This is a genomic window from Mesorhizobium sp. WSM4817, assembly GCF_055811135.1.
In genome coordinates this window covers 1-18,052 of record NZ_JBVVQQ010000053.1, presented here as the reverse complement: position 1 = coordinate 18,052, position 18,052 = coordinate 1, and the positions used below count along the sequence as shown (strand labels likewise).

The following is an 18,052-nucleotide window of genomic DNA, read 5'->3' as shown; positions in this document are numbered from 1 at the left end:
CGCGAAAGAGACCGCCAACTGGTATGTCAACAACTCAACATGGACTTTGTGCTCGCCATCGCCGAAGACCAGGTGCCCCTACATGGGGTCAGAACAAGAGCTGCTCAAAATCGTACGCGGCCTTTATCAACCAAAGACAGCAATCCCCTTTCTGTAAACGGTTTTTCATGGGATTCTTTGGGCATGCTGCGAAGGAGATGAGAATGCCTGAAACGATGCTTGCCGCGCTTTCCAGCATCCGGACCGTTGAAGGGGTCCGAACAAGAGCAGTGCGAAATCGTACGCTAAGATCGAACAGAACATGAACTGTATCGGATATTGGATACGGGGGCTCCGATCTCTGTGGATTGGCACCGTCAGGCACCAGTTTTGGTTTCTTCGCCCGTCCGACTCAACAACGCTCCCGGCAGATTGGGCATGGGGAGCGGGCGATGGCAAAACGGAGACTTCTCAAAGTTCATGATCGACAGAAGCTTTTCGATACACCATTCGATGAGGACAGCCTAATCCGTTACTATTCGTTGTCACCGGCGGATCGCCTTGAGATTGAGCTGCGGAGGCGTGAGCATAATCGGCTCGGCTTTGCCGTTCAGCTATGTCTGATGCGATACCCTGGCCGGGTGCTGGGAGCGGAAGAGACTCCGCCTCGCGCCATGCTTCGATATGTTGCCGACCAAATCGGCGCCGATCCAGAAGCATTCGCACTTTATGCACGCCGTGAAGAAACCCGTCGTGATCATACGGCGCGGCTCATGGTATATCTGGATACGAGAAGCGCGACGGCGCAAGATCGTCGAGCCGCGCTACTGGCCGCAATTCAGACGGCGGCGATGTCCGACGACGGCGCTGCGATAGCCGGTTGCATTGTTACCACATTTCGTGAACGCGGATCTCTTCTGCCGGCAATCGACACGATCGAACGCATCGGCCTTGCCGCTCGCGCCATTGCTCGTCGACGGGCCGAGAAAGCGCTGATCGAAGACATTCCGCTCGACACACTCCAATCATTGGATAGGCTGTTGGAGTTAGATCCGTCGACCGGCCAAACGCGCTTTCATTGGCTGCGCTCGGCACCCGAAGCGCCTGGTGCGTCAAACCTGGTCGGGCTGACCGAACGGATTGCCTTCCTGCGTACGCTGGAAATCGATCCGAGATTGCAGGCGCGCATATCATCTGGACGGTGGGAGCAGATGATCCGGGAGGGCAACGCCACGCCAGCCTGGCTGGCCAGCGATTTCAAGTCCAGCCGCCGGCACGCTCTGATCGTGGCGCAGGCAATCAGACTCAGCCAGAAGCTCACCGACGATGCCGTAACGATGTTCATCAAGCTGATGGGTCGGCTGTTTTCTCAAGCCAACAACCGCAAGAAGCAGCGGCACATGGATTGCAGGCCGGATACCGCCAAGGCACTGCGCATGTTCCTCGACACGATTACCGCTCTGCAGTCTGCCAACGACTATGGCCGGAATGCATTGGAGGTCCTCGATCAGGAAGTCGGATGGCACCGGTTGCTGCGGATGAAGCCTGAGCTTGAGTCGATGGTCGAGGACAACGAGGCGTCGCCTTTGGCCCTGGCGGCCGAACAGTATGCAACCGTCCACAAGTATGCCGGTGCTTTTCTGCAGACGTTCACATTCCAATCAGCGCGGCGACACGATCCGCTTCTCGCGGCAATCTCGCTGCTGAAACGGCTTTATGCCGAGAGACGGCGGACACTTCCGGAGCGCGTCCCGGTCACCCACCTCAGCCAGGCTGATCGACGGCTCATCTTCGGACAGGAGAGGCCTGATCGCCGTCTCTACGAGATCGCCACGCTCGCGGCCTTGCGAGACCGGCTTAGATCTGCGGACATTTGGGTCGACGGCAGCCGATCCTTCCGACCGATCGACGAGCATCTGATGCCGCGATCAACGTTTACAACCATGAAGGAGCAGGATCGGCTCGGACTGGGCGTCCAGGGAGATGGCGCGGCCTGGCTCGCGGAGGCTCGCCAGATGCTCGACTTCAACCTGAAGCGCCTCGTGCACAGAGCACGATCAGGAAAGCTCGAAGGTGTTCGTCTTGAAGCCGGGACGTTGATCGTTACGCCAACGGCTGGCGAGGTTCCGGCGGCGGCCGAGGAATTAAATGCCGAGATCAGCGATATGTATCCGTTGGTTGAGGTTCCCGACCTGTTGAGGGAAGTGCATGACTGGACCGGCTTTGCCGATCACTTCACGCATGTCCGCACCGGCGACGCCCCAAGAAATGTCTCGGCCATGCTGGCCGGCGTGCTGGCCGATGCGACCAACCTTGGTCCGAGGCGAATGGCGAGCGCATCCAAAGGCATCAGCGCTCACCAGATCAGTTGGATGCGCACATTCCATGCCCGGTCGGAGACCTATCGCGCCGCGCAAGCATCCATCACCGATGCGCACACTCGTCACCCGCATGCCCAGCTTTGGGGTAATGGAACGACCGCGTCATCCGATGGGCAGTTTTTTCGCGCCAGCGACCGAGCCGCAAAGCGCGGCGACATAAATCTGCACTATGGCAGCGAGCCGGGCTCGAAGTTCTACAGCCATTTGTCGGATCAGTACGGCTACTTCAGCATCTTGCCGATCAGCCCGACCGAAAGCGAGGCGGCCTATGTGCTAGACGGGCTGTTCGATCAGGACACGATCCTCGACATCCAGGAACACTTCACCGATACGGGCGGTGCAAGCGACCATGTCTTCGGACTGTTCGCCCTGATCGGCAAACGCTTTGCGCCACGACTACGCAATCTCAAGGATCGGAAGTTCCATACGTTCGAGAAGGGCGACGCATATCCGGTGCTGTCGAACCATATCGGGACGCCGATCAACACCATCCTGATCCTCGATCACTGGGACGATTTGCTCCATCTGGCGGCGTCGATCACGACGCGATCAGTGGTGCCGTCTACGATCTTAAAGAAGCTGTCCGCGTCACCGAAAGAAAGCCAGATTGCCAGGGCTCTACGAGAACTCGGTCGGATTGAACGGTCCCTCTTCATGATCGAGTGGTATTCAAGTCCGGCATTGCGTCGGCGCTGTCAGGCCGGCCTCAACAAGGGCGAGGCCGCACACAAACTGAAGCGGGCAGTCTTCTTTCACGAGCGCGGAGAGATCCGTGACCGATCATTCGAGAGCCAGGCCTTCCGCGCCTCCGGCCTCAACCTCGTCGTCAGCGCAATCGTGCACTGGAACACGGTCTATATCGAACGGGCAGTCACCCACTTACGCAACATGCGTCGTGCGATTCCGGATCATCTGCTCAAGCACATCTCGCCGCTGAGCTGGGAACACATCAATCTGACCGGCATCTACACCTGGGACACGGAGCAGCATCTGCCGGAAGGCTTCCGGTCGCTGAGACTCCCGGCTGGGCTACGTCGCGCTGCATGACGTTCATGATCCGTTCAACCTTAGCGTACGATTTCGCACTGATCTTGTTCGGACCCCTAGTAGCGATGGTCGCGAAAGCAGGACAACGAGGGCGAGAGCGCGGGCCGGGGGCGCGGAGAGCCGCTGGCGTCATTGCTTCAAAGACAATCAACGTATTCGAAAACCGTTCAAGAGTATCTGGGAGCGGTGGCGAAACCGTGCAATCGGCCTAGTTCGCACCACCCCAAGTGGCCGAGAGCATGAGGCAGCAGCGCCCCTTGTCGTCGAGATCAACAGAAACGTGGGCTCGTGAAGCGGCCACAGTCAATCTGGGTCGGCATCGACCTGACTGCCACCCCGAACGATAAAACGGTCGCAGGGGTGGCCAGAACGACCATCGGAATAGCGTCCGGCCTCCGTTCATCTCGAAGAAGGGATGATCGACCACTCCGTTTTTCGCCAGCACGAATGCGGCAGTTCCATTGCGATTGCAGCAATTCGGATCGGCACGGGGCGCCGCTCCGACCCTCAGGGCTGTCCCGGTCGGCACAAGCCATCCCTCACGGCCATCAAGCCATCGGCTTTCGGAATGACCGGCGACGCTTCGTCTCAACGACTATGCCGGTCGGGCTGTCGGCCGCATTCTTCGCCTTGAAGACGGCGCTTCGCTTCGGTGTTGGTTTGGGTGGCGCTTGAGGCTCTACCCTTGGCTCCGGCGTTTGCTTGGTCTGTTGTTTGTCCTTGCGGGCGCAAAGCAAAGCCTTGGCGGTCGCCGCGTCCGCATCCGAGACCACGCCGGCCGGCTTGCCATCGAGATCGACCCGTGCGGCGCCGGCATTCAGTCTCGCCAAGTATTTGGCCATCCTGGTATACGCCAGGAGGGCTCTCCTTAATTCATCACCAGACAGTTCGCCGTCAAGCACCCGAATGTCATGATGGATGCCGATCTTGAGCGGCTTGGGCGCTTTCGGATTGAACGCCGCGGGCCACTTGGCCGATAGATAGCGGAAAAGCTGTGCAGGCGATTTGCCTCGGCTAGCGCTCAACATCACAAGCCTCGCCCGATTGTTTTCGTTTCCCGATTCGGACCTTCCTAGCACTGATATATGCAATGATTATGGAAAAATGGGCATTCGTCCCGCAGGGCAAAGCAGCGGGCGCCTCCTCATTCGGACAGACGAAGTGCCTGGTGGACCGAGCAGGATCGGCACCAATCACGCCGAGCCGTCCCGATGGAGTTCACAGCCATACAGCAGGGTCGGTGGAACGCTGTTTCCCCATATCTCCGCCAGCCCATTAGCCCTTGGCAGCGTATCTGAAACGCCGGCAGCGAAAAAGACTCGACGGCCCTCCGCGGAGGACCGTCGGCAAGTAGGACCCGAAAGCGTCGCGGCTCCCCTCACCCGTTCGGCCGTTCCGTCGTACCAGGGCGTCGCGTAGCGCGAAAGCTGCTCATGCGACAGTTCCCTGATCTCGGCCGGATCGACGCCGTCCTGGGACAGGAAGGCAGGCGAATGGCTGGCAAAAAGCGTTCCGCCGCAACCCGGCGTCGATCACCAGAACCTGGCGCGGGCGCGGCGGAACTGCCGGACGGCGGCCATTCCGAAATAGCTGCCGCCGATGACGATGATGGAAGCTACAGCCAGGACAGCTCAATTCGGATGATTGACAGGCTTCGGACTCCCATTCGATTGCCCGACCAACCCGGCTCATGCCTGGACGGGCAGTATTCTGAGGGTGTTTGCACACCATGTTGATTGGTTGCCACAATGGAGATCGCCTCAGAAGCGGCGCCCAATCGGAAACATTAGCACCTCCGCGTTTTGGCTCGGCTGCTTGAACTCCTCGCCGGCAACTGCCTCAATTAGCAAATCCAAGGCTTCGCGCCCCCTCCGGCTCATCGGGTCATCACCTCGCAGATAATGATACGCTCGATCTAGATGCACTCGCGCGGCGGAAAAATCGCTTGTCATTTTACCCTCTCAGTTGCCGCCCGCGTTAGCCGTCTACGAGGTGAGGGTCGCGCAATCGTCAATATCCTTAGACGTATTTGATTTAAATCGCAGATGAACCGGGAGTAACCAAACACCGGTTGTAAGCGAGAGCCCCTGATCGTGTCGCCCTGGCCCGGTTGACTCTGCAATAGGGTTACCACAAGTCTTGCCAATGTGTCCCCAGCATCATCGTAAGCCGTCCAGAGTTTCTGACCTGTCGAGCCATGGCACGCGCAGGCTTGCGGCGGCAATCAGCCGGGTGGCGAAGATCGCGGCGAAGGCGGCAGCAAGTCGGAAGCCGATTCCCGTTTGTGCGATCGGGCATTGATTCCTAGATAGGAAATTCCGCCATTACATCTCGCTGACGGGCGACAGCTTGCGAAAGCAAAAATGCAGGCGCCCTCTTGACCGACACCGAAAACAGCGAAATCAATCATCCATCCAACCCATGAACGCAACAACGCCGGCACACTGTCCGGAACATATCGGTTATTCCCGGCGCCAAGAGACCTATCTGGACGCTCTTGTCGCCGAATAGAAGTGAGGAATGCCCCGCAATTAGCGGCTCGTTAATCATTCGGGGCGTAGCCAAGAAGCGTCACAGCACCTGCCCAATCACATGTGACCTTAAAGACCCGGCACACAGATTGTGCCGAGTCTTTTTGTGTCGTTAGGGTAGCCTGATCCAATTGAGCGGGTCAGCAATAGTGTCGCAGTGCGGGGATCAGGAACCTTCTTAAGCCGGTCACCGACTTCATAAAGCCGACGGGAGCTGCAACGACTTGACTAGGAATGCCCTCCGAGCTTGATGGTGTCAGCCCCGAACGCGCCTTGTTGGCCGTGTGCCAGTCCCTGACCGACAGCGGATTGCGACATGACAACTTCTCCACATCGGAAGTAATCGTGGCGAAGTGCCTGCGCGCGCAGCGACAGGGAAGGCCGGTTATAGAGAGCCGGCCCGCTTGCAGGAATCGAACTCATGGATGACTGAGACCTCGGCATCCTCGATGCCCATTGCTTGGCAGGACGCCATTATGGCTTTTCTGCGTTCTGTCTTATCGCTGTGACATTTGCCGCACAGAATGATGTTAACGACATCCTTTCCCGCGTGAGGTGAGGCGATGCGAGCAGGGTAAGAGTGAGGCGCGGCGGGAGGGCAGGAGGCGATGGCAAAGGCTGAAACTCGGTAAGACGGCGCAGACCGTCACGCTCTCTAAAAGAGACTGTTCTTCAGAGAGTATCGTAATCGATCCGGCGTCGGGAGGCTCGGCCGGCTGAAGGAGGACGATGGCAATGATGCGGTCAGGGGATGGATTGCATGATCCACCGGCACCTGCACGGATCACCTCGCAAAAATGGCGGGCGGGACCTGGGATCGAGCCGACATTGCGAGATTTTCGCGGCCATGGCGGCTTCGCTGTCTGCTGTCCGCAGGGCGAAGCGCGCATTAGATGGGCCAGCGGCGGATGCACGCGAAACGCGGGGATGACGAACACGACCGTCGCTGGCTAGGACAGCGGCACCGCGAATTGGAGGCTCTACGCCGCTCGATCTGGCGGAGGCGCGGCGGTCGATGCGGCCGGCAGAACCCGCGCTTCCGTGAGGCGCTGCCATCTCGATATAGGAGCTGTTGACTTGCAGAACACTGCACTGTCTGCGAACGCATCGCAACATGCCCCGACCCTGTGGCCGGCTTCCGCGCTAGGCCGCGCTGTTCTTGACCAGGCGCAGTTCGATGCAGGGCGGCTAGCGCCGGCCGGTGTCCTAATGTCGGGGCGCCAGCAAAGTAGAAAATGTTGCATGGCGGTGGGGACGGCCACAACGAGAGCGCCCGATCGGGCGTCAGCTGGTCGGGATTGCGCAGCCCCGATCGGGTGCCGTTCAGTCAGGCATCCCTCGGCTTAGACTAGAGAGCCGCCGCTATGAACTAGCATCGTTGGCCGGGGTCGGCCGCAGCGGGATCGCTAAGCATCGTGACGACATCAGCGATAGGATTCTTGTCACTCTCCGTCGGCCGCAGATCGACGTCCACGAATGGCGCGCCCGACTTCCGGTAGGGGCGCCTGAGTGGGCGCTTGCTCAAGCCGGGTGGAACCGGCTGCCTGCCGGGTTGCGACCGCGTTTCACATAACCGTTGCTCTCAGCGCCATCAGGGACGACCGGGCCTGACATCGCCGCCGCAATGCCGGACTCGAATATCATTCGATCATGGAGAGCGACCGCTCGATGCGGCCGAGTTCCCGAAGAGCTTTGGCCAGTTGGCTTTCCTTCGGTGATGCCGAGAGTTTCTTAAAGGTCCGCGAGGGCACAACCGCACCGGTGTTGATCGATGCCGCCAGACGAAGGTCGATTTCCAGCTTGCGCAGGAAGGCAATCCGTTCGGTCAGCCCGACCAGGTTTGACGTACCAGGCGCATCCGGCGCCGATCGCAGCAAAAGCGTGTCTGGCCAATGGTCGGGGTTACGGCGTTGAATTTCGGCTTCGACCGACACCCCAACCCAGGCCACCGCCCGTCGCCTCACCCGCCCACCAGGGCATAACCCACGCCGGAAACGAACTCAAAACTGGATAGAAACTGGGGGCAACGACAAGTTGGGAGGATGATGCGCTCATCGCGAACCCGGAGGCGCCGGTCTGCCAGACTAGTGGTCGTACGGAATCGGCCCACGCTCTCAGTTAAATCAGGAGAAACATGATCCAAAAACCGAAGCTTTGCGAGCTCAGTTCCTGCCCCGCTTAGTGCCTATTTGTGTGCGCTATTCTGCCATACGCCTAATGAGATTGTCCCACCTGATGACCGTCCCTAACTTGGCTGCGATCAAAGCCAAAAGCTGGCAGGCAACAGGAGTGACCATGAAGAACATTATGAGTGCCGTTGGGGACGACGGTGGAGATGGTAGACTGGTCATCGTGTCAAACAGGGTTGCGCTGCCCGACGAGCACGGGTCACTGCCCCCGGGCGGAATGGCCATTGCGCTGAACGCCGCGCTCAAGGAACGAGGCGGCCTTTGGATGGGCTGGTCGGGGAAGGTGAAAACCGAGAAGAACCAGCTGTCACCGACGATGCAGGAGGCTAACGGCATCACCTATGCCCTTGCCGATCTCTCGCAGAAGGATCTGGACGAATATTACTACGGCTTCGCCAACAGGGTTCTTTGGCCGGTCTTCCACTGCCGTGTCGACCTCGCCGAATACAACGACGCGAGAAAGTCAGGATATTACCGCGTTAACCGACTCTTCGCAGAGTTTTTGATGCCGCTCCACCGCGAGGAAGACGTCATATGGGTGCAGGATTATCACCTGATCCCTCTAGGGAAAGAACTGCGCGAGCGCGGCTGCCGCAACCGGATCGGCTTTTTCCTGCACATACCCTGGCCGCCGGCGGACATCCTCGCCACCGTGCCGCTCTGCGAAGAATTGCTGGAAGCGCTTTCGTTCTATGACCTTGTCGGCTTTCAAACCGAGGACGATCTTAACAACTTCGCCGAATGTCTCCGCCGCCGAAACTTAGGGCATCTCATGGAAGACGGTAGCTGGCTAGTCAAAGGGCGGGAGTTTCGCTGCGGGGTTTTTCCAATCGGTATCGACACGGCCAAGTTCGAGAGCCTCCCAGAGCTAGCGACGCGCGACGGGGATCTGCAGGAAGTTTACAAGAGGACTGCTGGCTGTGACATCGCCATTGGCGTCGACCGATTGGATTATTCCAAGGGCATCGATCGGCGCATCGTGGCGTTTCGCCATTTCCTTGATCGTAACAGCCATCGCGTCCGCAAGACGCTACTGCTGCAGATTACCCCGAAATCCCGCGGGGAAATACCAGCCTATCTGGCGCTGCAAAAGCAGATCGCCGAATTGGTGGGAAGTGTCAATGGGGAACTTGGAACCATCGATTGGGTACCAGTACACTACACCAATCGTTCCCATGGCCCGCTGGAACTGGCCCGCCTCTACCGAATGGCACGCGTTGGGCTAGTGACGCCGCTCCGCGACGGCATGAATCTGGTGGCGAAGGAATACGTGGCTGCGCAAGACCCAAGCAATCCGGGCGTTCTCGTGCTCTCGCAGTTTGCCGGCGCCGCTGGCGAATTGGAGGGAGCGGTGCTTGTCAATCCCTATGACCCAGAGGCTGTGGCGGCATCCACGGAAAAGGCATTCCGCATGTCGCCAGAGGAACGGAAATACCGTTGGAGCGCAATGAAGAACAGTCTCATCGGGCATGATGTCTATCGATGGTGCGACGGCTTTCTTGCTAAGCTGGAGGGGGCGGACTTGCCAGCATGAGGCTGATCGCGACCAAGTGAATCAGGGCAGCATTCCGGCCTCGCCGAGGCGTGGTTAATGTGCTGTGATAACCCCGATGGCGATGACCGCAGACCAGCTACCCAATTGGGTTGTAGCCGAATGTGCTGGCACGGGAGCGAAGAGCTCGCGGCTGCGGTCCCCTCATCAAACTAGTTGAGCCGATCCGCAATAAGGGCTCTCGTCGCCGGGTCCGTCGGTGTCGAGCATTCGACTGTCATCGCTTCGCTGATCGAGACCCCGTGTATTGAATATGTCGACCCACCCGGTTGGCGACATCGCTGATGTGCTAAGCAGCATCGACCTACACCGCACGCCAGATCTCAAGACGTTAGCTTGAGCACATTCCATATTAAAACAAGAGGAAAAAGACATGGGTGAGCTCTCTTGCAGTCGGCAGGTTCCTTCAAACGAGCGGCCACGACTGATTGTCGAGGGCGCTCACGCCGCACGGCAACATCAAATGCTGGCATCCATTGACCTGAATTTACTGTTGTCTCTTGAGGCGCTGCTGGAGCACCGCAACGTCACGCATGCGGCTCGGCACGTGCGCTTGAGCCAACCGTCGATGAGCCGAGCGTTGACAAGGCTGCGTGGCATTTTCAATGACGATCTTTTGGTTCGCGGCTCGAGCGGCTTGGTCCCGACGCCGCAGGCCGAACGGTTGGCCCGAATGCTGCCGCCGGTGTTGGATGCGCTCCGCGGGATGGTGAACCGTCAGGGGGAATGGCGATCAAAGACGATAATGGCGATACCCGACCATCAAGCCCTGATCTTGCTGCCGCCTCTCCTACCCCTGCTGCGCGAGCACGCGCCCAATCTCGACATCGTCACCGGCTCGTTTCTAACCGGCGCGCTCCGGCGGCTTGAGCAAGGCGAGATCGATCTGGCCGTTGGGCAGACCGGTGGCACTCCACCGGGCTTCTTTCGGCGCAGGCTCTATACTGACCGCTTCGCCTGCCTGCTACGTTGCGACCATCCAGCCCTGGCGCAGGAATGGACGATCGAGGCCTTCGCTGCCCTGCGCCACGCTGCCATTGACTCGGATTCTAAGGGCGGCTTCGGCCGGGTGCATGACGATCTGGCAAATTTACACCTCCAAGATCGCGATCCGGTGCTGGTTTCCAACCTCCTGACGGCCGCTGTAGCCATCGCGGCGACCGATCTGGTGCTGATTGTACCACACCGCGTCGCGACACGGATCGCCGCCTTGCTCCCCCTCGAGATTGTCGATCCGCCGGTGGAACTGTCGCCTTACGAGGTTGGGCTGATTTGGCACGAGCGTTGCCATCGCGACCCAGAGCATCACTGGCTGCGCCACAAGATTGCCGCCGCAGCGGCGGCGGGAACAGAGCTGGCGCATCCATCGAAAATGAGAGGGCAAACGGCTGATGCTTCGCCAAGGGAAGAAGCGTGATGCGATCGAAGTCTGGCACTATCTTCAGGACCGGGCTAGTTCATTACCCCCTCGTCCATCGGGGCGCGATGCTGGTTCCGCTGTCCCAACTCAGTGAAACCGACGCGCGCTGACTTCGAGCGAGCATCTGCTGTGAAGAAGGTATTCACACTTACAGCCAACTACACAAACCAAGACCCACCTTCTTCGACCGCCGTTCGGCCGCGTCAAGGCTTTCGCAGGCCATGTTCTCAGGGTGTTACCGAGGTGCATGCATCGATTCTGGCCGCGTATCTTGGCCCGGACCCTTTGGCAGGTAAGTCTTTGGCACGAATTGCGAGTTCTCGGATCTTCGGCAATCTGCCCAACGAAGTGCGGCAGATCGATGTCCTTGAGCACCGTTTGTTGCGGCCGGGGCGCTGCGCGCAAATCGTCATCATCGATTGTCGCGAATGGGAGCAACATGGGTACGGTCATGCGAAGCTCTCTTCCGGACTGGTGCAACTAGCCCTGGTTTCCGAAGCCAGGCTGGACCGAGAGGCGGTTTTCTCCGACGGGTATTCCGATTACCTGTTGTGGCCACTGATCGAGCAGGAAGTTGTGAGCAGACTGACCGCCTGCGTCGCTCAGATCGCGCGGCGTTCTGCACCGCTATTCTTCTCAGCCGACCCCCTGGTTCAGAAGGCTTGCGATCTGCTGGCACAGCGAGTCGATCAGCAGATCGCTCTCAGCGAACTGGCGCGCATAGCCGGGACCAACAAGACAACGCTCGTCAACCGCTTCGAGGCTGCCTTTGGCTGCGGGCCTATGACCTGGTTACGGCACTACCGGATGATGGAGGCTGCCGCCCGCTTGCGAAGCGGGCATGAAAGCGTGGCCGAGATCGCTGGGTCCTTAGGCTACGAAAACAGCAACAATTTCTCCACGGCGTTCAAGGCGATCCATGGGCTCTCGCCGCTGCGCTTTCGCAAAATGGCGGCGCGCAGAGAAAGGTCTGCCTGACGCAAAGGTGGGGATCGGAACAAACTGGTATACAGCCAGTGAAGACACGCAAAGATCACCTGATACTCAAGTGTTTACCCACTCCAGGCACTTTGCGGCTTTTACAGCAACGCTCAGAAAAGGAAGATAAGCATGTTGAACGCGGCCGCAGCGCATTTTCAAGGGCATGAACAGAGCTATTCGGACAAGAACTATGAGGCGGCGAGCGCGTTTTTCGGCGCCAAGCCCCTGGTTTTGGCCCAGCCAGGTGCTGCGCGCCCCAGTGACGACACCATCGCCAACGATCAAGGAACAGTACAGTTTCACCTCATTGGTCAGAAGACTGATGACCCGGCGTACAGCGGCATCATGAAAGAAAATCAGGACAACCTTCTGGCTATAGGAGGACTCATTCACGACTACATGCATACCCATCATCCTAAGGTTGATGCGACAAAACTTGACATCAACACCTGGACGAATGTTGTGGGCAATATTCCCGATCTTTCGATGGGAGGGCAAAAACAGAAAGGTTACTCAAACAAGTTTGCCGGCACCTCCGTTTCAGCCACGTTCCTCTCCTTGATCGCGAAGGCGATCGTCACTGACGGGGCGTCTCTGCTAACGGATTTCGAGTCCTTCCTCACTGAGATGGGCAACCTGACCTTCAGCGCCAACAGCAAATCGCAGCAGTACAAGGCTCTGACATGCACCTACCAAAGCTACCTTCTCGATAACGGGGCAGGCGGATATTACGACTACGGAGCAATTGTTCTGCGACAAGTCAAGTTCGATGAGTACTTCCTTGATCTAAAATCTTCTTGCTCGTCGACACGATACGTCAACGTCGACATAAGTTATAACGAGGTTACCAATATCGTTCAGACTCGCCGGATCCGCAACGGCGGCCCCGATTACAAAAACTTCCAGGAGATCGTGAATAAGAACGCCACCGAGCAGTTTATGAATGCCAAGAACTTCTTTAACGGTGGCTCGACCCCGCAACAAGACATCACGCCCCAGGTCTGATCCTAATGATTGGTCTTGAAAGCAGCAGCGCACCAACCGACGGTGTCAATTCGAAGAAACCTCGCCAGCGTCATAGATCAGGTCCGGCTGTCAGCGGTGCCGACGAACTCCGGCCCCGCTTCTATAAGAAACCAACTATGAACCCCATCGCAGAAACAACTGCGGGCCTCTTCCTGGTAATCGGCGCCCATAGCAGCGGCCCCCTCGAAGCGGAGAGGATTTGCTCAGGCTTGATCCAGAAACTGTCCGAAGGCTCAATTCTGAACTTGGATCCTAGTATGTGGCAGAATGCCATGCAAATGGTGCCGAACCAGGTGGACGCCGCCACGGCTTCGAAGACCCTGAACCGCAGGATGGCCGTTGCGGATTTGCCAAGTACCCTTGCGTCAATTTGCGCCGATGCTGCCGACGGCGACAAAGCAGGCGTCAATCTGGCGAAGCCCATCAGTGTCTATCTGAGCAGATACGGCGAACCGACTGCATTCAATTGCTTCATCCTGGATCAATCCGAATCCGCGAAAATCTATTTATCTTTAACCTGCCTTGCCGTTTTCGATGGTGGAAGCCCTGGCAGTTTCGCCGTCACCTCAACATTGCTGAAGGCGTGCCTGAATCTGTCAAGCAAGGATACGCAGTCCACTATCGCGCAGGTTTTCGGCCGCTTCGGCCCGCCGAGCGGCTCACCTTACTACCTGCGCGTCTTGCCCTGATCCGTATGCCAGACTTTACATTCAGCCAGAAAGCAGCACGCTCGTTGAACATGTGAATACCGCACATTCCGTCGGCGGAGCGAAGTCGGTGGTGCGCTTTGTATCGGGAAAGCCCATGCCCTATTGTGAAGACTTCGCGAAGGCGGACGGATGGTCCGCAGCGGATGTCAGCGTCCGTCTCAACAATAAGGCGGGCCGGAAATTTCTCGCTTTCTTGCGAAGATCGGGGGTGACCACGGTCATTCGGTATTACGCAGGATCCGCGAGCCCAAAAACCATCACACCAGTGGAGGCGAAACTGCTATCTAGGCAGGGTTTCGGAATTCTACCGATTTTCCAGGACAGCAGCCGCCATATTTCCAATTTCTCGAGCTCGATCGGCACTGCAAATGCAAAGAGTGCTATGGGGTTCGCAAACCGCATCGGTCAGCCGAAAGATAGAGGCAGTACGATTCTTTTCGCCGTCGATGGGGACTATCCGGCTAAGCAGATCGATGGCCCCATCCTCGCCTACTTCCACGCGATCAAAGAAGAGATCAACGGCCCTTTTGCCATCGGCGCGTATGGTTGCGGTGCGGTGCTCTCAAAACTAATGGCGGAGGGACTGATCACGGTTCCATGGATATCTATGTCGCGCCTGTTTCTTGGAACCGAGCAGTTCTTCTATTCCAACCGATGGTCGATGCGGCAGGTACCTCCAGAGGTTACCCATGGCCCCTCTGGGGTGGGCTATGATCGCAATATCGTTCGGGTTCCTCGGAGGGAGATCGGGGCCTTCCAAGTTGATGAGTCGGGCGAAGGCTCGCTGGCCTAGATGGCGAAGGACGGGCGGCCCGTAGACGCGGCAAGCTGAAAACGTTGTCGGATTTTATGTTCGTAGAGGTCTCCGACGTCAACGGCGAGTGTAAAGTTGTCGCGGAATCTCGGAAATCTTCTCTCCACGCGCTCGCCCGCGACACCTGCGGCGGGAGCGGGAGGCATCCGATCGGCGCAAAGACGAAGGTAACGAGATTGCGGCAGGCGATACAAGGGCGCGCTGCTCGGCGTCTCCTCCGACGTTCCCGGTATGGGTGAAGCGTTGAAGGAGTGGAGGGCATCAGGCGTGTCCGGTATTGTCAGTTCTGGCCGCTATACAAGGTCCGTTCGACTTGACGATCGCAAAACGGATGCGATGGCGGACAATTCACAAACTAGCACAAGGAAATCCTTACATGAGATCCTCACCGAAAGAGACCGCCACCGCCGCCATCCCGATCCATCGAGTGCACCCCCCGTCTTTCTGGAAGGGGATGATCCTTGCCGCGACTGTGATCGTCCTCGTACCGAGTAGTCAGGTTTCGGCTGAGGACAAGGGGGCATGCCTTGCTTAATAAAATGGGAAGATTGAATGCGCGGATACAGAACTTGAACCGCACGAAGATTGGGGAGAGTACCAAACATGTGCCTATTATCACGGCGAAATATCTAACGAATGCATGCAAATAATGAGAGGCTGGCACCGGGAGAGTCGCCGCGAGAATCCATCGCGCCGAGCTTTGAGAGCAGTCGTTGACGAGGTCAGGAGACCCGCGACAGCCGGGCAAACCGTTCACCACATCCATCTAGCAGCCTTAGTGGGTTGGGAGAGCAAGGAGATGGAAGAACTTGCAGCCTCAGTTGGTTGGGAGAGGATGAAGATGGAAGAACTTCCAGCGGGAACAAAGTTCAACCACGCTAATAGGGATGGGGTGTGGGGCGGTTCGGGGCAAAGCGGGCACACGGGCGAAGCAATTTGGATGACCTCAGAAAACGATGTAGACGCGGCACGCGGGTATGCAGGTAGTTCTGGAAAGTACTTTGTTATCGAGGCGCAACAGCCCCTCAAATTAGCGGTCATGGATGAGCAGGGTACTCAAGTGGAACCTGACGAACTAGGCGCATGGGCTACCTTGGCGCAGAGATACAGCTTGGATGGAGTGAAGACGGAATATGGAAGCTCGTACGAGGCGATTTTATTTGACAGAAGCAAGATTGCACCTGTGGAAGAACGTGGTTTCGATTAGCCAGCCACCGATCGGAGGCGTGGCCAGAGAGACTGAGCGGAAAACCTCCCGGTCAGCCTTTTCGATCACCTCATGAACGTGAACACACCGCCCAGCCCAAAGATGCCATCGATAAAGAAGCTCGCGTTCCTCGGTCCCGTGGGGGTTCTCTCGTCGTGTTGTACAACACCGCGCGGCCGCACTCCCAAATCCCCTGGCAGACACCGGCCGAGTTCGCCAGCACCTTCAATCCGCGACGGTCGCTCGCGCTGCGCTATGCCAAAGGCTCCGCGCCAGCGCCCGTCGCTTCACCCGCCCAGCAGGGCACAACCCACGCCGGAAACGAACTCAAAACTGGGTACTGGGGGCAACGTCACCGCATGTCGGCCTCGAATACGCCAACCCGATTACATTGTTGGAAATAAGTAACTCGAGCGAAAACGTGCAATTTGCCTTCGCTACGTGTCCTAACCGCGCAGGAATATCAATTTCCACGTCCTGGAATCCAATGAACTGATTGTACAGTGGAAAATACGCCTTATACACCGCCTCCTTCAAAACGAAGAGGTCCCGCCGCTTGAGCAAATGTAGATCGTACATGCGTTGCTCGTTAGGGGTGGCAGTCAATTCGATCAGGTTCTCCGGCAGAGGTTCATTAGGCTCAATGTCGATACCGAGAGCCGCAATTTGTTTGGTCCCTGCAATGGCGGCGGCTGCTACGGTATCGTGGTGCGCCAAAGATCCGACGATGCCGAGTGGCCAGATCGGAACGCCAGAGCGCGTCTTCAGGATCGGCAGTTGTGGGAATCCCAGTTGCCCAAGGAGTGTTCTGGCGACTACTCTTGCAGCACCGCTTTGGCGGCGAACTTTGATAACAGCGCGTCCCAACGAGGTAACTTCGGAAGCGTACAAGGCGGAGTCGTCAGCCGGTGCTATTGAACGGATGCCGACGAGGATGTTCTGTTGATCAATCGTGATAGTCTCCATTCTATCTGGTCGCTTTCAGCTTTTCGGATGAGAAGCTCAGCCAATGCAGCTTGGCCTTGGAATTGCTCGACCCGGGCGTCGATCAGCAACGGCGCCAGACCACATATGCTTCCCATCTTTGGATCGCCGAGCCAGAACTCTCCGACATTTGGGGATTGTCGCGATCCGAGACTGAACCTCGTCTGGGTGCCAGAACCTTCGGTGCAGTTCGCTAGGGATCTTTTTCAAGAACCCCCGGCTAAGCGCGTAGAAATAGCTCGGGCCAGAGCCTTGCGGTTTTCCAGAACACTCATCATCGTCACGTGGTCGCCTCCAATCGGTACGGCAGTAATGGCCCCTCGACTCAAGACCCGGTCCCAGCCGCGCATAGGCGAACTTGCCTCCGGGCATAACGAACTCTCAGCTTGTCGTGCCCGAGAACTGAAGAGAGCCTCGGCGGCATAAAACTGATGTATCTCAATTGGCAAGGTTGGGATTTGGTACGCCTGCAGCGCCTCGTGAAACCGGGCGGTCCTTTCATACATCAAAACATCGTCATGGAGATTGCGATCCAGAGCTATTGCTCCAATTTGCTGCCCCTTTTGAAGAAGCTGAGGGATCGAACTTTGTCCAGCAAATTGCTCCAACACTTCGAAGCTCTCATCATCTAAGGGTTCAAAAGAGTCGAGCACGACGTCTCGCACCATTTGGATGGTCGATATATTTGTCACGTTTGCAGGTAGCGTAACATCGATCAACGCCATGAAAGATATATCTTCATCGAGACCGAGCAAAAGCTGGGCTAGGGCGTAAGCCAAAATCCCGCCTGATGAGTATCCAGCGAAGCGATACGGACCCTGCGGCTGGATCTTTCTAATTGCCACGATGGCCTCCGCGGCTATCGCCTCAAGAGTTGGTGGACAAAGGTTATTGAAGGGGGGCCATGGCAGAGCGTAGACGGGACAGTCTACGTCCATTTCCTCCACCAGACCGACGACATAGGAATAATCGCCTAAACCTGTGGGGACAAAGAACAGCGGTGGCTGCGATCCGGTTGCTTGAATGGAAATCACTCCCGCCCTGCTAGGCTGTGACTCCAAATGAGCCTCCGATGCAAGGTCCTTCAGAACCGGGGCTCGGAAGAGGTCGGCGGCGCTAAAGGTCAGCCCAACGTCTAATGCTCGACTGAGTACCTGCACCGCCAGGAGCGAGTGGCCGCCGAGTTCGAAGAAGTTGTCGTGGCGCCCGATGCGCTCGATCCCGAGCAGCT

At 57.8% G+C, this 18,052-nt stretch carries 13 protein-coding genes and 1 pseudogene; 9 read left to right on the top strand and 5 right to left on the bottom strand.

Translation table 11 applies throughout. The features are described 5' to 3' along the window. Positions 1-201, top strand: a 201-nt coding sequence (locus AC0L2K_RS33675) for a hypothetical protein (protein WP_473533488.1), incomplete at its 5' end; no start/stop codon positions are given. Positions 202-431: 230 nt separating this feature from the next. Continuing rightward, entirely contained in the window at positions 432-3,407 is a 2,976-nt protein-coding gene (locus tag AC0L2K_RS33670) for a Tn3 family transposase (RefSeq protein ID WP_473533491.1), read from the top strand. A 548-nt stretch (positions 3,408-3,955) separates the two neighbouring features. On the opposite strand, the gene AC0L2K_RS33665 is transcribed toward AC0L2K_RS33670, so the two are convergent. The 3 genes and pseudogenes from AC0L2K_RS33665 to AC0L2K_RS33655 all read right to left on the bottom strand — a co-directional run. Then, a complete protein-coding gene (locus tag AC0L2K_RS33665; protein WP_473533487.1) occupies positions 3,956-4,435 on the bottom strand; it encodes a ProQ/FINO family protein in 480 nt (159 codons plus the stop codon). Between the two features lie 732 nt (positions 4,436-5,167). After that, the gene (locus AC0L2K_RS33660; RefSeq protein WP_287202927.1) at positions 5,168-5,359 is read right to left on the bottom strand and encodes a hypothetical protein; all 192 of its coding nucleotides are present in this window, start codon (positions 5,357-5,359) and stop codon (positions 5,168-5,170) included. Between the two features lie 2,222 nt (positions 5,360-7,581). Then, positions 7,582-7,725: pseudogene (locus AC0L2K_RS33655) on the bottom strand (Tn3 family transposase); the annotation flags it as partial. Between the two features lie 508 nt (positions 7,726-8,233). On the opposite strand from AC0L2K_RS33655, the gene AC0L2K_RS33650 reads away from it, so the two are divergent. From AC0L2K_RS33650 to AC0L2K_RS33620, 7 genes are all read left to right on the top strand, one after another. Then, complete coding sequence (locus AC0L2K_RS33650; protein ID WP_473533486.1) at positions 8,234-9,661, top strand: alpha,alpha-trehalose-phosphate synthase (UDP-forming); 1,428 nt, start codon at positions 8,234-8,236, stop codon at positions 9,659-9,661. Positions 9,662-10,142: 481 nt separating this feature from the next. After that, on the top strand, positions 10,143-11,096 hold the full coding sequence (locus AC0L2K_RS33645; protein ID WP_473533490.1) for a LysR family transcriptional regulator: 954 nt from the start codon (positions 10,143-10,145) through the stop codon (positions 11,094-11,096). A 246-nt stretch (positions 11,097-11,342) separates the two neighbouring features. Next, on the top strand, positions 11,343-12,077 hold the full coding sequence (locus tag AC0L2K_RS33640) for a helix-turn-helix domain-containing protein (protein ID WP_473533485.1): 735 nt from the start codon (positions 11,343-11,345) through the stop codon (positions 12,075-12,077). Positions 12,078-12,209: 132 nt separating this feature from the next. After that, a complete protein-coding gene (locus AC0L2K_RS33635; protein WP_473533484.1) occupies positions 12,210-13,085 on the top strand; it encodes a hypothetical protein in 876 nt (291 codons plus the stop codon). Positions 13,086-13,222: 137 nt separating this feature from the next. Beyond that, positions 13,223-13,795, top strand: a complete 573-nt coding sequence (locus AC0L2K_RS33630) for a glutamate acetyltransferase (protein ID WP_473533483.1) — start codon at positions 13,223-13,225, stop codon at positions 13,793-13,795. A gap of 115 nt (positions 13,796-13,910) precedes the next feature. Continuing rightward, on the top strand, positions 13,911-14,609 hold the full coding sequence (locus AC0L2K_RS33625) for a glycoside hydrolase domain-containing protein (RefSeq protein WP_473533489.1): 699 nt from the start codon (positions 13,911-13,913) through the stop codon (positions 14,607-14,609). 820 nt (positions 14,610-15,429) lie between these two features. Next, positions 15,430-15,837 carry a hypothetical protein gene (locus tag AC0L2K_RS33620; protein WP_473533482.1) on the top strand — a complete coding sequence of 136 codons (408 nt, stop codon included), beginning with the start codon at positions 15,430-15,432 and terminating at the stop codon, positions 15,835-15,837. A 327-nt stretch (positions 15,838-16,164) separates the two neighbouring features. Here the strand turns inward: AC0L2K_RS33620 and AC0L2K_RS33615 are convergent, their stop codons facing one another. Continuing rightward, entirely contained in the window at positions 16,165-16,803 is a 639-nt protein-coding gene (locus tag AC0L2K_RS33615; protein WP_473482936.1) for a 4'-phosphopantetheinyl transferase family protein, read from the bottom strand. Positions 16,804-17,027: 224 nt separating this feature from the next. Continuing rightward, positions 17,028-18,052: thioesterase domain-containing protein (locus AC0L2K_RS33610; RefSeq protein WP_473533481.1), on the bottom strand; the 1,025-nt coding region annotated here is incomplete at its 5' end.

What these genes read in the sequence shown, in the direction of transcription:
- AC0L2K_RS33670 (WP_473533491.1), top strand. Translation starts at nt 432, where the DNA reads ATGGCAAAACGGAGACTTCTCAAAGTTCATGATCGACAGAAGCTTTTC.
- AC0L2K_RS33645 (WP_473533490.1), top strand. Translation starts at nt 10,143, where the DNA reads ATGCTGGCATCCATTGACCTGAATTTACTGTTGTCTCTTGAGGCGCTG.
- AC0L2K_RS33630 (WP_473533483.1), top strand. Translation starts at nt 13,223, where the DNA reads ATGAACCCCATCGCAGAAACAACTGCGGGCCTCTTCCTGGTAATCGGC.
- AC0L2K_RS33660 (WP_287202927.1), bottom strand. Translation starts at nt 5,359, where the DNA reads ATGACAAGCGATTTTTCCGCCGCGCGAGTGCATCTAGATCGAGCGTAT.
- AC0L2K_RS33665 (WP_473533487.1), bottom strand. Translation starts at nt 4,435, where the DNA reads ATGTTGAGCGCTAGCCGAGGCAAATCGCCTGCACAGCTTTTCCGCTAT.
- AC0L2K_RS33635 (WP_473533484.1), top strand. Translation starts at nt 12,210, where the DNA reads ATGTTGAACGCGGCCGCAGCGCATTTTCAAGGGCATGAACAGAGCTAT.
- AC0L2K_RS33615 (WP_473482936.1), bottom strand. Translation starts at nt 16,803, where the DNA reads ATGGAGACTATCACGATTGATCAACAGAACATCCTCGTCGGCATCCGT.
- AC0L2K_RS33650 (WP_473533486.1), top strand. Translation starts at nt 8,234, where the DNA reads ATGAAGAACATTATGAGTGCCGTTGGGGACGACGGTGGAGATGGTAGA.
- AC0L2K_RS33620 (WP_473533482.1), top strand. Translation starts at nt 15,430, where the DNA reads ATGGAAGAACTTGCAGCCTCAGTTGGTTGGGAGAGGATGAAGATGGAA.
- AC0L2K_RS33625 (WP_473533489.1), top strand. Translation starts at nt 13,911, where the DNA reads ATGCCCTATTGTGAAGACTTCGCGAAGGCGGACGGATGGTCCGCAGCG.